At 41.4% G+C, this 15274-nt stretch carries 16 protein-coding genes, 1 other RNA gene and 1 pseudogene; 9 read left to right on the forward strand and 9 right to left on the reverse strand.

Translation table 11 applies throughout. The features are described 5' to 3' along the window. Window positions 1–77 precede the first annotated feature (77 nt). The gene (locus tag VEZ01S_RS00890; protein ID WP_021712128.1) at window positions 78–437 is read left to right on the forward strand and encodes an outer membrane protein assembly factor BamE; all 360 of its coding nucleotides are present in this window, start codon (window positions 78–80) and stop codon (window positions 435–437) included. A 69-nt stretch (window positions 438–506) separates the two neighbouring features. Here the strand turns inward: VEZ01S_RS00890 and VEZ01S_RS00895 are convergent, their stop codons facing one another. Then, window positions 507–797, reverse strand: a complete 291-nt coding sequence (locus VEZ01S_RS00895; protein WP_021712129.1) for an RnfH family protein — start codon at window positions 795–797, stop codon at window positions 507–509. Window positions 798–803: 6 nt separating this feature from the next. After that, entirely contained in the window at window positions 804–1247 is a 444-nt protein-coding gene (locus tag VEZ01S_RS00900; RefSeq protein ID WP_021712130.1) for an SRPBCC family protein, read from the reverse strand. 102 nt (window positions 1248–1349) lie between these two features. Between VEZ01S_RS00900 and smpB the strand changes: the two genes are divergently transcribed. Both smpB and ssrA read left to right on the forward strand, forming a co-directional pair. Beyond that, window positions 1350–1835 (forward strand): SsrA-binding protein SmpB, encoded by a 486-nt coding sequence (smpB, locus tag VEZ01S_RS00905; RefSeq protein ID WP_021712131.1) that lies wholly within the window; start codon window positions 1350–1352, stop codon window positions 1833–1835. 66 nt (window positions 1836–1901) lie between these two features. Beyond that, window positions 1902–2268, forward strand: a transfer-messenger RNA (tmRNA) gene (gene ssrA / locus VEZ01S_RS16455). Window positions 2269–2562: 294 nt separating this feature from the next. Here ssrA and VEZ01S_RS00910 read toward each other — a convergent pair. Next, the gene (locus VEZ01S_RS00910; RefSeq protein ID WP_021712132.1) at window positions 2563–3465 is read right to left on the reverse strand and encodes a DMT family transporter; all 903 of its coding nucleotides are present in this window, start codon (window positions 3463–3465) and stop codon (window positions 2563–2565) included. 90 nt (window positions 3466–3555) lie between these two features. On the opposite strand from VEZ01S_RS00910, the gene VEZ01S_RS00915 reads away from it, so the two are divergent. The 5 genes and pseudogenes from VEZ01S_RS00915 to VEZ01S_RS00935 all read left to right on the forward strand — a co-directional run. Next, window positions 3556–4479: a LysR family transcriptional regulator gene (locus tag VEZ01S_RS00915; RefSeq protein ID WP_021712133.1), complete on the forward strand. Its 924-nt coding sequence runs from the start codon at window positions 3556–3558 to the stop codon at window positions 4477–4479. Between the two features lie 33 nt (window positions 4480–4512). Beyond that, entirely contained in the window at window positions 4513–5040 is a 528-nt protein-coding gene (locus tag VEZ01S_RS00920; protein ID WP_021712134.1) for a DUF4823 domain-containing protein, read from the forward strand. Between the two features lie 201 nt (window positions 5041–5241). Next, window positions 5242–6432, forward strand: coding sequence for an efflux RND transporter periplasmic adaptor subunit (locus tag VEZ01S_RS00925; RefSeq protein ID WP_021712135.1), 1191 nt, complete (start codon window positions 5242–5244; stop codon window positions 6430–6432). Between the two features lie 3 nt (window positions 6433–6435). After that, a complete protein-coding gene (locus VEZ01S_RS00930; protein WP_021712136.1) occupies window positions 6436–9558 on the forward strand; it encodes an efflux RND transporter permease subunit in 3123 nt (1040 codons plus the stop codon). 72 nt (window positions 9559–9630) lie between these two features. Further along, window positions 9631–10248 (forward strand): annotated as a pseudogene (locus VEZ01S_RS00935) (L-ribulose-5-phosphate 3-epimerase); the annotation flags it as partial. A gap of 77 nt (window positions 10249–10325) precedes the next feature. Here the strand turns inward: VEZ01S_RS00935 and VEZ01S_RS00940 are convergent. The 3 genes from VEZ01S_RS00940 to VEZ01S_RS00945 are packed head-to-tail and all read right to left on the reverse strand — an operon-like array spanning window position 10326 to window position 11157. Continuing rightward, window positions 10326–10718 (reverse strand): hypothetical protein, encoded by a 393-nt coding sequence (locus VEZ01S_RS00940; RefSeq protein ID WP_021712138.1) that lies wholly within the window; start codon window positions 10716–10718, stop codon window positions 10326–10328. Next, window positions 10718–10993, reverse strand: coding sequence for a membrane protein insertion efficiency factor YidD (yidD, locus tag VEZ01S_RS16460; RefSeq protein WP_369370208.1), 276 nt, complete (start codon window positions 10991–10993; stop codon window positions 10718–10720). The genes VEZ01S_RS00940 and yidD overlap by 1 nt, the downstream gene beginning before the upstream one ends. Beyond that, complete coding sequence (locus tag VEZ01S_RS00945; RefSeq protein WP_021712139.1) at window positions 10945–11157, reverse strand: DUF4177 domain-containing protein; 213 nt, start codon at window positions 11155–11157, stop codon at window positions 10945–10947. Before VEZ01S_RS00945 ends, yidD begins: the two co-directional genes overlap by 49 nt. 594 nt (window positions 11158–11751) lie before the next feature. On the opposite strand from VEZ01S_RS00945, the gene VEZ01S_RS00950 reads away from it, so the two are divergent. Beyond that, window positions 11752–12795 carry a polysaccharide lyase family 7 protein gene (locus tag VEZ01S_RS00950; RefSeq protein ID WP_021712140.1) on the forward strand — a complete coding sequence of 348 codons (1044 nt, stop codon included), beginning with the start codon at window positions 11752–11754 and terminating at the stop codon, window positions 12793–12795. Between the two features lie 280 nt (window positions 12796–13075). On the opposite strand, the gene VEZ01S_RS00955 is transcribed toward VEZ01S_RS00950, so the two are convergent. The 3 genes from VEZ01S_RS00955 to VEZ01S_RS00965 are packed head-to-tail and all read right to left on the reverse strand — an operon-like array spanning window position 13076 to window position 15250. Next, the gene (locus tag VEZ01S_RS00955) at window positions 13076–13927 is read right to left on the reverse strand and encodes an amino acid ABC transporter ATP-binding protein (protein ID WP_084621657.1); all 852 of its coding nucleotides are present in this window, start codon (window positions 13925–13927) and stop codon (window positions 13076–13078) included. After that, window positions 13920–14585, reverse strand: coding sequence for an amino acid ABC transporter permease (locus tag VEZ01S_RS00960; RefSeq protein ID WP_021712142.1), 666 nt, complete (start codon window positions 14583–14585; stop codon window positions 13920–13922). The genes VEZ01S_RS00955 and VEZ01S_RS00960 overlap by 8 nt, the downstream gene beginning before the upstream one ends. 23 nt (window positions 14586–14608) lie before the next feature. Continuing rightward, window positions 14609–15250, reverse strand: coding sequence for an amino acid ABC transporter permease (locus VEZ01S_RS00965; protein ID WP_021712143.1), 642 nt, complete (start codon window positions 15248–15250; stop codon window positions 14609–14611). Window positions 15251–15274: the final 24 nt, after the last annotated feature.

The raw sequence follows: 15274 nt of genomic DNA on the forward strand, positions 1-15274 counted from the left end.
GGCTGTTTCTCTATACAAGCAGGCTTAGCTTGTTTATTATCTGCCAAGTTTTATTTAGAAGTTAAAGATCTGATTATATGCAGTTTAAAAAATGGTTAATCGCAGTCCCACTAGCGCTTTCAATGCTAACGGGCTGTTCTATATTAGAGAGATTGGTTTATCGAATCGATATTAGCCAAGGCAACTATGTTGAACAATCAGCTGTAGATCAACTTCGCGTGGGTATGTCTAAAGAGCAAGTTCGCTATGTCTTAGGTTCTCCTATGTTGATAGAAAATGGTAAACCCAATAAATGGTACTATATCTATCATTTCACTAAAGGACATGAAGATCCTATCCAAAAAAATCTGTTTGTTTTCTTTGGTGGCAACGACCGCTTAGAACGCATCGAAGGTGACTTCAGCGTGGGTGCGGACTTCAATCAAGCGATTCAATAATCAGCGTATCTAATATAAAGAAGGGGGAGCATATTATGCTCCCCCTTCTGCTTTTCCATAGCGTCGTTTTTACTTAACCGCTTTTTGCGCCGCCTGCTGTGCACGCTTACGCCTAATCTCTTTTGGGTCAGCCAGTAATGGTCGATAAATTTCAATACGATCATTATCTCGAACTAACGCATCCAACTTGATATTACGACTGAATACACCCACCTTATTCACGCTAAGGTCAATTTCAGGGAATAAGGTTAATAAACCCGAACGCTCAATAATCTGCTCAACCGTCAATTCTTTATTGACCACCAGCGATACGACGCGTTGATCGTCAGGCAGTGCATACACCACTTCTACATGAATCATATAATATTAATACTCATAACACGGATACACTTGTTTAGCTCTTTGGGTAAAAGCGTTAACCATATTGGAAGTTAACTCATTAAATATTTTCCCAAAAGCAATCTCTATCATGCGACTTGAAAACTCAAACTCAAGTTTAAGCTCAATCTTACACGCCCCTTCATCTAAAGGAGTAAAGAACCAGCCACCCTGTAAACGTTTAAACGGCCCATCAACCAAGTTCATCTCAATTCGACTGCCTGTGTGCAATACATTATGAGTGGTAAAGGTTTTACTAATACCTGCTTTTGAGACATCGACAGAAGCGACCATTTTGTTCTCGTCCGCTTCATGGATTTTAGAACCTGAGCATCCAGGCAAAAATTCGGGATAGCGCGCGACGTCATTGACCAAATTAAACATCTGCTCAGCGCTAAACGATACCAATGCTGAACGGGTCACCTGCGGCATAACTGCTCCTCCACGACTAAATCGCTAATTTTTCAGACCTTTACCCTAAACCGAGTAAAAAGAATTTCCCTATAATAAGGCAATACGTATAATGAGCCTATTATGGCAAAGAAAAAATCAAAAACCAAAGCGACTAGTAATACTATTGCGCTAAATAAAAAAGCCCGTCACGAGTATTTTATCGCAGACGAGCTTGAAGCTGGCTTAGAGCTCCAAGGTTGGGAGGTGAAATCTCTACGTCAGGGTAAAGCGAATATCGCCGAAAGTTACGTCTATTTAAAAGATGGCGAAGCCTTCATTAGTGGTATGAGCATTATCCCGCTTAACCAAGCGTCTACTCACATAGTAGCTAACCCTACTCGTATCCGTAAGCTTCTGCTTTCGCGTAAAGAGCTAGACAACCTTTTCGGTAGCATTAACCGAGACGGCATGACCCTAACAGCACTCTCTCTGTACTGGTCACGCTCGTGGGTTAAAATCAAAATCGGCGTAGCTAAAGGTAAAAAGCTACACGACAAACGAACCGATCTTAAAGATAAAGACTGGGCGCGCGATAAAGCACGAGTTATGAAGAGTAAACTGCGCTAATATTGAGCATACAGTCAGCATGGTGCTAGACAGGCTAGTCTTTTCTGGTACTATGCAAGAACACTAGGGGCTGATCTAGGATTCGACGGGAATTCTGAAGTCTGAGGTGCATGTCGTGGGGCGGTTGGCCACGTAAAAAGCCGCAAAAAAATAGTCGCAAACGACGAAAACTACGCACTAGCAGCTTAATAACCTGCTGAGAGCTCTCTTACCCTAGCTTCCGCTTTTAAGACGGGGACCAATAAGAGATCAAACCCAAAAGAGCTAGCCCGGATTCTCCCGCCTGAGAGATGAACGGCGAATTATAATTCAGGATAGTCATTTACTAGCGTGTCGGTTCGCAGGTACTTGGTGAATTTAAAGATCGACTAAGCATGTAGTACCAATGATGAATGATTTTCGGACGCGGGTTCAACTCCCGCCAGCTCCACCAATCGATTGGAACGGGACACCTCAGGGTGTCCCGTTTTTTTGTATCTAAAGCCTTGTTTTACATAGCATTACAATCCTAATTCAACTTGGTTCTGCCAAATACTGAAGAAAATCACGGTGAGGCTGCTCTCAATGCAGAGGTGGATGCACACCTAAGCTACGAAAAACATCAGCCTTCTAAGTCCAATCATTGCCGCAATGGCAAGAGCAGTAAACTCGTAAAAACCGAAGATATATAGTTTGAATTCAATATTCCTAGGAATCGCCTTGGTTCGTTGGAACCCAAGTTACAAATCTAGGATTTTATCTTTATCGAAGTCATCAACACACAAAACAGGATTATCACTCCTCCAAACAATTGGATTGTACTCATTGATTCGTCAAGCCAGTGCATCGCGAACATTGCTCCGAATAGTGGTTCACTTCCCATCAATAAAGAAACACGTGTCGGTGAGGTTCGACGAACAGCGTAATTTTGGACAAAAAATGCAAACAACGTGCAACACAACACCAAATAAATAAGAATAAACCAAAATTGAGGTTGTTGAGGAATCATCAATTGACTCATAGGTGAGTAGAGACTTGCTATTGCCAATGTGACTAAAGCAACCGTTAGTGATTGTAAGGAAGTTAGCGTACTTGTAGTGATTGATTTACCTTCAACTAAACATTTAGTTGTCGTAACCATTATCGCCCTTAATACTGCCGCACCTAAAATAAAATAATCACCTACGTTTAAGCTATATGTATTACCGGGTTGATAGGTAAGCAAGAAAACACCGAATACACTAGCAAAGCTCATCCCCCATAAGAGCAACGATACCTTTTTCTTGTTGATTAATAGTTCTGCAAATGTCGTAAAGATCACCGATAAACTAATCAAAAAAGCGGCATTAGATGCTGACGTCTGTGATATACCAAACACTTCGCAGAAGAAGATCGCAGATAGAACCAAGCCTGTGGGAATAGCGACTTTCCAATCTTTATTAAGATCTTGCTTAAAGTCTCTTATCACAGTGGGTAACATCACCAGAAAGGTCAATAAAAAGCGTAATATGATAAAAACTAAGACGCTGGAATAAACTAATGCCTCTTTTGTTAGCCCATAACTGGTTCCCCAGAAAATCGCAACTAGAAGCAACATTGGCTCAGTAAATGATATGGTACCTCTCTTATCTCGGAGTAATTTGGCTATCATCTGTTACCTTCCTTTATCTATTGACGACATTAGTATCCAAAAGTAACCTCAGATTAACAATCCACTGAATATGCAAAGGAATTTTGCGTTTTGAACATAAATCAGATGATTTCTTTGTTGCCAGAAATGGCTATGTTTGTCCATGTTGCGGAGTCTGAAAGTTTCTCTCGTACCGCTAAGTCTTTAGGGGTGGCGCCGTCATCAGTGAGTCGATCTATCACCCGACTTGAAAATGCTCTAGAGCAAAAATTATTACACCGCACTACACGAAAAATGCGCTTAACCAACAAAGGCGAAGAAGTTTATCTTATCTGTCGTGACATAATGAACAGCGCCAAACTCGTCACAAACGCTGTTAAATCAGACGATACTGCAATTAGTGGCTCTCTAAAGGTTGCCGCACCTAAAGCACTTGCCAAGCAAGTTTTAATGCCTGTAATCCTTGATTTTATGACTCAGTACCCGAGAGTTGATTTTCAACTCAAAGTTACAGACCAGCATGTTGATTTAATTCGAGATGATATCGATTTACTGATTCATATTACTGATACCCCTATTGAAGCACTTGTGGGAAAAGTACTATCAGAGTGCCGATTAATTATGTGTGCTAGCCCAATGTATATTGCTCAGAATGGCATACCTCAATCTCCACAAGATCTATTGAAACATAATTGCCTATGCCTTGGTGAGGATCTTAAAGATCGCTGTTGGGTATTAACCTCTTCGAATCAAACTTGTTCAGTGAATGTAAGGGGAACATTTCATGTCAACCACAGTGAAATAAGAAGAGAAGCCGTTTTACGTGGTCTAGGTATTTCGATTTTCCCAGAGTTTTCTGTTCATCAATACATCCTTTCTGGCGAAGTTGTACCTTTATTCGATAACTGGCACATCAGTGGCAATTACCAAGGCAACGTTATCGCGCAGTATCCACAATCAAAATATTTACCGACGCAATTAACGCACTTTATACAATATTTGGTGGAGTACTTTCAAAGAGGTAAGGTAGACTAAAACCAAAATAAATTAATCTAAATAAGGTGCTATATGAAATTAAAAACATGGTTACTTTCGTTGTTGTTCCTTCCATTTTTATGGGGTTGTGCCGATTCTCATAACCTTGAGTTAACGACACTAAATACCAATATTAAGCTGAAGTCGAATGACTCTGTATACATTGCCCAATCAAAAGATGGCGTATACGGGAATAAACACTATCAAGGTTCAGGCCAGATGGTAAACCAAGTCATTCAAGCTGAGCTGGTCACTAAGCTAAATCACATTGATACCGCGACGTCATACCGCTCCTATAAAGATGCCGTTCAATACGCGACTGACAATGACTATGACTACCTTATTTACCCTACTATTTTACATTGGGAAGATCGTGCGACGGAGTGGTCTGGTATCCCTGATAAAGTGAAGCTAAAAATCACAATTCTTGACTTAAGAAATCATATTGAAGTGAAAACAGGCATTATCGATGGAAAAAGTGGGCTTGCTACGTTAGGAGGCGATCACCCTCAAGATTTGTTACCTGAGCCTATTAAAACGTTTATGCAAGACATTCTATAAAAATCATCATTACTTACCGGTATTAAAGTACCAACTAAAGACACCGCCCCCCTAAAGGAGCGGTGTTTTTTATTCTCCCTAGAAAACAGAGTATCTCCCCTATATTTAGATATTTTTACTTCCTTAACCCACGCTTAACCATTTAATTGCTATGCTATTTTTATACTTGGGTTAAATCTATCATTGAAAGGTGTCCTCTCTATGTCTTTATCTAAATCGCTAAGGTTTTCTTGGTGTTTACTACTGTCTTTTCTTTTGCTTGGTTGTGGGGAACACGGTCGAGATCACAGACCACCGCAAGGCCCTTTACATGTAGATGTTTTAACCCTAGCACCCACTACGTTACGCTTAACTCGCGAATTACCAGGACGTGTTGCGGCATTTAAACAAGCCGAAGTACGACCGCAAGTCACGGGTATTTTGCAAAGCCGTCTTTATAAAGAAGGGAGTCAAGTAAAAGCAGGGGATGTGCTGTATCAAATAGACCCTTCAAGCTATCAATCTACAGTAAAAAGTGCACAAGCTCAGTTGGCTAAAGCAAAGGCAAGCGAAGCGTCCAGTAAAAAAACCGCTGACCGTTACGCTCAGTTATTAAAGAAAAAGCTGACCAGCCAACAAAACTATGATGATGCCGATGCAGCTTATCAAGAAGCAAAAGCAGAAGTCGCTATTCGCCAAGCGGATCTCGATTATGCCAATTTAGAGCTTTCTTATACTCAAATTAAAGCACCTATCTCCGGTCAGGTGGGTTTATCTCAAGTTTCGGAAGGTTCACTACTTACGGCTCAACAAGCCTCTTATCTGACGACGATTATTCAAACATCAAACGTTTATATTGATATGCAGCAATCTTCGCTTGCACTTTCTAAGATCAAACAAACGTTTGCAGGGTTAGATAAAAAACCAAAAGACATCCCTATCTCAATTATTCTAGAAGACGGCACGACTTACGATCAAACCGCGTATTTAGAGTTCTCTAGCACGAAAGTGTCTAACTCAACGGGTACCGTTACTTTACGTGCGATTGTGTCAAACCCACAAAACCGTCTATTAGATGGCATGTATGTACGTGCTCACATTGCCCTACCAGAAGCTCGTGATTACTTAGTTGTACCGCAATCTGTTGTGGTAAGAAGTCAATCAGGTCAACCTTTTATCTTTACTGTTGACCAAAACAATAAAACCGTTAAAAAATCAGTCGTGTTAGGTGATGAAGTCGATAATGGTTGGATTGTTGAAGAAGGTCTGGTTGCGGGTGAGAAAGTGGTAATCAGCAACCTAAGCAACGTAAAAAGTGACATAGAAGTGGTGATCGATAGTGGCTCTGATGATGCACAAGCAACCCCTGCTCCTCAATCTGCGCCTAAGTCAGCACCTGCGGTAGAGGAGTAAGCAATGTCTCTTTCTAGATTTTTTATTCAAAGGCCTATTTTTGCTTGGGTAATTGCCATTGTTATTATGCTCACGGGCATCATTTCAATTGTCACATTACCCGTAGCGCAATACCCAAGTATTGCGCCACCTGCGGTGAAAATTTCAGCCACCTACCCTGGTGCCTCCGCTAAGGCCATTGAAGACAGTGTGACGCAGGTTATTGAGCAAAGTATGACTGGCCTCGATAACTTGCTATACATGTCATCAACCAGTGACTCAGCGGGTAACGCTAGCATTACCTTAACCTTTAGTGCCGATACTGACCCTGATACCGCTCAGGTACAGGTACAAAATAGCTTACAACAAGCGACCAACCGCTTACCTACCGCGGTGCAAAACCAAGGTACAAAAGTCACTAAAAGTAGTTCTGGCTTTATGTCAGTAACCAACCTTTATTCTCCTGATGGCAGTATGAGCGCGGCGGATATTCAAGACTACGCCAATACCAGCCTCAAAGATGTGCTTAGTCGCGTAAGTGGTGTGGGCAGTGTAACCGTATTTGGTCCTTCTTACGCTATGCGTATCTGGCTTGACCCTGCCAAGCTAAATAGCTACAGCCTAACCCCTGTTGATATTTCTAGCGCAGTATCAGTACAAAACAGCCAAGTGACTGTGGGTCAACTCGGTGGAACACCTGCGGTTGATTCACAGCTTATCAATGCCACTATTACTGCTCAGAGCTTATTAACAACCGTTGACCAATTTAAAGATATCCTTATTAAAGTTGACGCTGATGGTTCACAGATCAAGCTTAAAGATGTCGCTCGTGTAGAGCTTGCCAGTGAAGATTCATCGATGGTCCCTAGCTATCAAGGGTTAGAAGCATCCGGTATTGCAATTACACTCGCAACAGGGGCGAACTCGCTAGATACACAAGCGGCGGTTGATGCAAAACTAGCTCAACTAGAAAAAGGCTTTCCTGAAGGCTTAGCGATGGTTAAGTCAATGGATAGCAACTTGTTTATCCGTCTGTCTATTAGTGAAGTAGTTAAAACCCTATTTGAAGCTGTCGGCCTTGTATTTTTGGTCATGTTGCTGTTTTTACAAAACCTTCGCGCAACCTTAATTCCAACCATTGCAGTACCAGTCGTACTACTTGGCACCTTTGCTATCATGTCTGTACTTGGCTTCTCTATCAATACCTTAACCATGTTTGGTTTAGTGCTCGCCATCGGCTTGCTAGTTGATGATGCCATCGTTGTAGTAGAAAACGTGGAACGGATCATACATGAAGAGAACCTGTCACCGTTAGAAGCCACCAAAAAGTCTATGGATCAGATCACCAGTGCTCTGATTGGTATCACCATGGTGCTGTCGGTAGTATTCATCCCGATGGCCTTTATGTCTGGCTCAACCGGGGTAATTTATAAGCAGTTCTCCTTAACCATAGTGTCAGCAATGGTGCTTTCGGTCATCGTGGCGCTGGTCTTAACGCCAGTACTTTGTGCAACGTTACTTAAACCAACGAAAAGTGAGTCAAAGCTTAAATTCTTTGGCGGTTTCAACCGCTTCTATGACAAGTTGTCATCGAAGTACCGTGGTTCAATTAATCATGTACTACTGCGCCCTGCCCGCTTTATTCTGATATATATCGCTTTAGTCGGCGGTATGGCGTACATGTACCATTCCTTACCTAGTTCTTTCTTACCCAATGAAGACCAAGGTGACTTTGTTGTTATGGTGCAAGCTCCAACAGGTGCAACGCTAGCTCAAACCCAAAAAGTGATGTTAGACGTTAAAGATTATCTGGAGCAAGAAGAACCAAACACCGTAAGTCATGTATTTACCGTGGCAGGCTTTAACTTCTCAGGGAAAGGTCAGAATGCAGGCATGGGGATCATTAGCCTTAAAGATTGGAGCGAAAGGACTACTCCAGAGACCAGTCTTGATGCCGTACTACAGCGATTCATGGGCCATTTCTCTGGCTACAAAGACGCGAAAGTATTCGCCTTTGGTAGTCCAGCAATCAGGGAGTTAGGTCAATCAACGGGTTTTGACTTCTACCTAGAAAACGTCGGTTCTCTAAGCCATAACGAACTGATCGCCATGCGTAATCAACTATTGGGTAAAATGGCGCAGAGTCCGATTTTACAAAATATCCGACCAAACGGATTAGAAGATACTGCGCAGCTGTTCTTAGATATTGATTACGAAAAAGCAAAAGTACTGGGAATATCTATCTCTGATATTAACCAGTCACTGTCTATTGCTTGGGCTTCCTCTTACGTAAATGACTTTATAGACCGCGGTCGCTCGAAAAAAGTTTACATTCAAGCTGACGCTCAATATCGCATGACTCCAGAAGATCTCGATTTATGGTTTGTACGTAATAACCAAGGCGAAATGGTACCTATCTCAGCCTTTAGTACGACCCATTGGGGACAAGGTTCACCGCAATTAACTCGTTACAACGGTAACTCTGCTATCGAAATCTTAGGTGAAGCAGCTCCTGGCTACAGCTCAGGTGAAGCGATGGATGAAATTGAACACCTTGCAGCGGAACTGTCAGACCAAGTTCAAGTGAGCTGGACAGGCATGTCATACCAAGAGAAAGAAGCGGGTAATCAGGCTCCTATCTTATATGCCATCTCTATCTTAATGGTATTCCTATGTTTGGCCGCGCTTTATGAAAGCTGGACAATCCCGATTGCGATTATTCTTATCGTACCATTAGGTATTCTTGGTGCACTATGTGCCATCACACTACGTGGCCTTGAGAATGATGTTTACTTCCAAGTAGGCGTGCTGACCACCATAGGTTTGACCGCTAAAAATGCCATCTTGATCGTAGAGTTTGCCAAAGAGTTGTATGACAAGGGCACTAACTTACTGGATGCCACGGTACAAGCTTGTGAAATGCGATTGCGCCCAATCATCATGACCTCTTTGGCATTTGGATTAGGTGTATTGCCACTGGCGATAAGTACGGGCGCTGGGGCAAATGCCCGAAATGCTATCGGTACTTCGGTAATGGGTGGCGTAATGGCGGCAACTTTATTGGTTATCTACTTTGCACCTCTGTTCTTTGTATTAATTATTAAACTGATAAGATCAAGAAAATCAGAGCAAATAGAAGCTAAATAGTCATAATAGAGTGACGCTATACTCACTCTATTTACTCGACAAAATAAAAGGAGCCTAGGCTCCTTTTATTTTTATATGCAAAAGGCGATTTTATTGGCTTATAAGCTCGGGATTCGTACCATTCAGCTAGCGGGTTACGACGTATATTATGAACCGGCTAATCAACAGACCCACGATCGTTTTATTGAGGGAATGAAGCTCTGTGCTCAACTTGCTGAGCGCTCTGGTGTCATGTTGGCAGTAGAGATTATGGATACTGACTATCTAAACTCTTTAAGCAAGTTTGAAGTATTAAATAGAGAAATTAATTCTCCCTTTTTCAGTGCTTATCCCGATGTAGGAAATATCTCAGGGTGGAACTACGACATTGTCACTGAGCTTAAATTAAGCAAACCTCACATCACTCAAATTCACTTAAAGGACACCTATAAGGTCACCCCTAACTACCAAGGACAATTCAGAGATCTGGTTATTGGGGAGGGAGAAGTGAACTTTACGGCCATTTTCAACACCCTAAGAGACACCGAGTGTTACGTGCCATTAGTGATAGAAATGTGGGCCAATGATGATAACTGGAGAGAAAACATTATTTTCGCGCAACATCGTTTAAATGAAGCGTGCCGTCAGGCTCAATTACCATGGCTATTTGAACTCAAGCCTGATACTTGCCTAAAGGCCATCTTTCGCTAACCCTCTTTCGCGAACAAAGTGAATAAGCCATTGAAGCTGGCAACGGGTGCAATTTATGGTTAAGCACAAATTGCACCTTATTTGCCCGTATGTAAATCGCGGTAAATCTGGTAGGAAACCTTGTAGTTGTAGTTTCTAGCAATTCTTTGTGAGAAAAACAGTTGCGGCAGTTCAAACAGAAATAACGCAATAAAAAACCAAATACCCCAAGTTTCTCCTAGTAAAAAACCCAGCAATGCAAAAATTGAGCCCAATAGTTCAGCAAGAAAAAGCCCATATCGTTTTAGGTAGCAGTGATGGATACCGAATAAAAAGAACCAATTTAAACAGGCATAAGTATCAGGATCTTTAAGCTGTTTTGATTGCCGCTGAAAATACGATTTTCGGCGGCTATCTGACAGTTTAGCCACCAGCAAACGCAGTTGTTCTTCTTTATGTTCCAGCTTTTCCAGTGAATCATAAAAATACATTACGGTACCTTATCTACGATTTTTTCGACTAAATCAGGTTGGCTACAGCGTTTAATCCGAGCCAAACCTAACTGCCAGCCCTTTCGAGCTCCATACTTTTGAATACATTGCTTCGTATATTCAGAGCAGGTTGGCTCAAAATTGCACTCAGTATTAAAATATCGCCGAGAGCCACCGCCGGCTTGATAACGCTTAATTAACGCTAAAGAGATAATCTTAAACAAGATTAGCGGCCTAAAGTAATGATGGCCGCTTCTCGTGACCAAAATAACCAAAAGCGTTTATGCTCAATAACCTGAAACACCATTTGCCAGCCATCTTGCGCGTATTTATTAAGTTCTGCCTCAATTTTTTGCATAGGCAAGCCACTTGAGCCTAACAAAATGGTTCCGCAGCCACCTTCGACAATATGCACGACTTTGTATTCACTGTATCTCATTGATAACTCCCTCTTGTAATAACCATTTATTCTGCATAGCCATTATCTTACTCTAATTCAAGGTGCAATATAACCTTGTGAGGCTATAAGAGAAAAACACCAGTAACTCAAACAATAAAATATAAAAACAAAATAAAACTTAAAGATGAAAAACTTATTTTTCTTCAGACTTAAAACATCCAGTTAATTTATTATTTTCGATTACAAAGCTCTCAGTAAATTAAAAACAAATAAATATCACATAATATTATCCACACTAATCTCTAATTAATACCTATATCCTGCTTATTCTTTAATTTAAATAGCAGAGGATAAATATCACAAAAAAGTGACTCATCATCGACGTGAATATCAGCGCGAGATCACATAAAAATGATATAAAAATGTAATTTCACGTTTATTTTGTACTATTAAACAAAGGGATATAGAGCACCAGACATAGATCACTTTGAACTCTTCAGTACTCAATTTTCAAGATTCAATATGGCTTAGTTTTTAATTTGTGATCAAACAAACATATCCTAACTTAGAGACTTTTTTTTTATGTCGACCTACCTATTATGTATGACAATAATACTTACACGGAGTTACATTATGAAGAAAAGTCTCGTTATAGCTGGTTCACTTTTATTTGCGGTTCCTGCTTTTGCAAACATGAATAGCAATGGAGTTTCTCATCCAGTTCCTGCTGACAAATTTGATATGACCAACTGGAAAATCACCATTCCTTCTGACATAAACAAAGATGGCAAAGTCGATGAGATTGAAGGCGTAGCAATGCTTAGCTACTCTCACGAGGATTTCTTTCATCTTGATAAAGACGGTAATCTTGTTTTTGAAGTACAAAACAAAGCCATTACGACTAAAAACTCAAAAAATGCCCGCTCAGAGCTGCGTCAAATGCCTCGCGGAGCAAACTTCGACAACATTCTTACAGATTCAAAATTAAACCAATGGGCTCTATCTAGCCACCCACAAGCGGATCAATACAGCGCGGTTGGCGGAACATTAGAAGCAACATTGAAAGTGAACCATGTTTCTATTCACGCGAAATACCCAGAAAAATACCCAGCATTCTCAGTGGTTGTAGGGCAAATCCACGCTAAGAAACATAACGACTTGATCAAAGCTGGCACAGGATATGGTCACGGCAACGAACCATTGAAAATTTTCTACAAAAAATTCCCTGGTCAAAAATACGGTTCAGTATTTTGGAACTACGAACGTAACCTAGCGAAAAACGATCCAAATCGTGAAGATATCTCATACCCTGTTTGGGGCAACACTTGGGAAAACACCGCAGCCCCTGGTAAAGCAGGTATCGCACTTGGTGAAGAATTTAGCTACGCGGTGAAAGTTGAAGGCACTATGATGCACCTAACTTTCAAAACAGCAAGACACGATACAGTGACTTACGACATCGACCTAAGCAAAGGTATTGATAAGAAAGACCATGCAACAGGTTATGCTGAAGATGATTTCTACTTCAAAGCCGGTGCATACGGTCAATGTAGCGTACAAGAAAAACACCCTGTTTGGGGTCCAGGTTGTGCCGGTACTGGTGACATTACTATCGACAGACAAAATGGCGATTACAACAGTGTGACCTTCTCTGCTTTGAAACTAAATGGTAAGTAATATTGTAGAACACCTTCCTAGCAATATTTAACTCCCCACTTTGGCCTTTCACGCACCTACCGTGAAAGGCCTTTTTTATCCTTGTCTTTTTCCTTATTTTCTCTTGAGCAATAAAACTCATACCAATTACACTCATTAAGTGAACAGAAATAGCACAGGAAAAATGCTCGAGAGCAAGGCAGAATTTTTCGATAAATAGTGATTCTACAATCAAAAATTCTAGCGCCGTTATCGAGTATTTTAACAAGCTAGAATGAGCCGTTATTTAGTACGATTGGTATCAATCCAGTTTCAAAAACTGCCTTACCCTTGGCGAGTCTGGGTTGGTAAAGAATTTTTGAGGAGGACTTTTTTCTATCAATATTCCTTTTTCTAAAAACACCACTTGGTTAGATACGTTTCTCGCAAACTCCATCTCATGGGTCACTACCACCATAGTGTAGCCCTCTTTTGATAACTTCTGCATAACCAGCAGCACCTCTTCCACCAGCTCAGGGTCCAGAGCGGAGGTAGGCTCATCAAACAATAATACCTCTGGCTCCATTGCCAATGCTCTTGCAATAGCGACGCGCTGCTTCTGCCCGCCAGACAGCATGCTAGGGTAGCTATCGAGTTTATGTGACATGCCAACTTTCTCTAACTGTACTTTTGCAATCGCTTCCGCTTCTGGCTTCGACATTTTTTTAACGTGTAATAAAGCTTCCATCACGTTTTTCAGTACGGTTAAATGTGGCCAAAGGTTAAACCCTTGAAACACCATTCCAATGCGCTCTCGCATTTTCGCTAACTCGCGATATTTCAAAGGTTTATTGGTTTTTGGGTTAATGCCTATGCGCTCTTCTCCAACATGAATGGTGCCTCTCTCAGGCTGTTCAAGCCAGTTCATGCAGCGTAACAATGTGGATTTTCCTGATCCAGAAGAGCCCAAAATACTGACAACTTCTCCCTTTTTAATGGTTAAATTGATGTCTCTTAACACCTCAATGCCATCAAATTGTTTTGATAGGTTGAACACCTTCACAATATCTTCCGCTGCCAATGCAGACTCAGGTGGCTTAACGGGTAATTCAACCACAGAGGCTGCCTCTTCATAAGACTCAACTGACTGGGTTTCTCTCTTCTGATTAAGCATGACTTAGCCCTCTTTCCTGAACTTTATTTAGCGTAATTTTAGACAGCTGCTCAATGACAATACTGATCAACCAATACAAAGCGATGGCGACAATAAACGCATTCAGCGGGATGAAATAGGTAGATTGGATGCTGTTCGCAGCGGCGGTAATTTCCCCTACCGTGATAATGCACAAAAATGCGGTATCTTTAAGGCAAATAATCAACTGATTGGCAATCAAAGGCACGGATTTGAACAGCACATTCGGAACGACAACACGAGTGAATATTTTAAATTTCGAAAACCCACACGCTTGAGCTGCCTCTATGTACCCCGAATCTAGCCCCTTGCGAATACCACGAAAAATCTCGCAAAAATAGGTACCATGATAGAGGCTTAGCGAAATAACCCCTGCGGTAAATGCGTCCATACGAACGCCCACTTGTGGCAAGCCGTAATACAACAGATACGCTAAAATTAAAAAAGGCAACGTACGCATCATATTTATCGCTAAGATCACCCCAGACTTTAGTCCTTTCGCCCCATTTTCTAGTGCATATAGCAATGCCATTCCTAGGCCAAAACTGACAAATGACGCAACAATAAATAGAAGGAAAGTATTGCTAAACCCAGAGATAAATATCTCTCTTTGCTGCCAGATGATTTCCCATTCCGCCATAATAACTCCTTAATATGATGATCTTAGCTAGTTAGATAGTCCGCTTTACGTTCAGCAATCTGTTGCAACTTAATCAACACGCCGATAATGAGCATATACAATACGCCAGCACATAAAATAGGAAGCAGAGGCTCATAGGTCACCGCGGCAATTCGGTTGGTGACCCGAGTGAGATCAACGACTCCAATCACTGCAATAGCAGGGCTTCCTTTGATCAAAAAAGACATTTCATTCACCAAAGCAGGAAGACTCATGATCACCATTTGAGGAAACATAATGCGCCGAAAATACGTGAGACGTTGCATGCCTAGAGCTTCTGCCGCCTCTTTTTGACCATTCGAAAAGTTGATGAAGGCATTTCTCCAGATCTCGGCATTAAAGGCTGAGGTATTCAGGGTTAAACATAAAATGGCCGAAAAATGTTTATCTAAACTAATGCCAAAAGAAGGAAAAGAGAGAAATATAAACAAGGCTAACGTGACTAAAGGCGTTGCTCGCGCCCAGCTGACATAGACGCCAAGCACTTGGTCAATGATTGGTAATTTAGCCATTCTTAATAGTGCAATCACGAGCCCAATAACCACTCCGAGCGCAATGGAAACCATTGATATCCATGCTGTGGTCCATGCCCCATGAAGCAATTGCATCCATGCGTAGTAATCCATATACACCTACTTGTCTGCTTAATA

It is taken from the genome of Vibrio ezurae NBRC 102218 (assembly GCF_000467185.1).
Taxonomy (GTDB): Bacteria; Pseudomonadota; Gammaproteobacteria; order Enterobacterales; family Vibrionaceae; genus Vibrio; species Vibrio ezurae.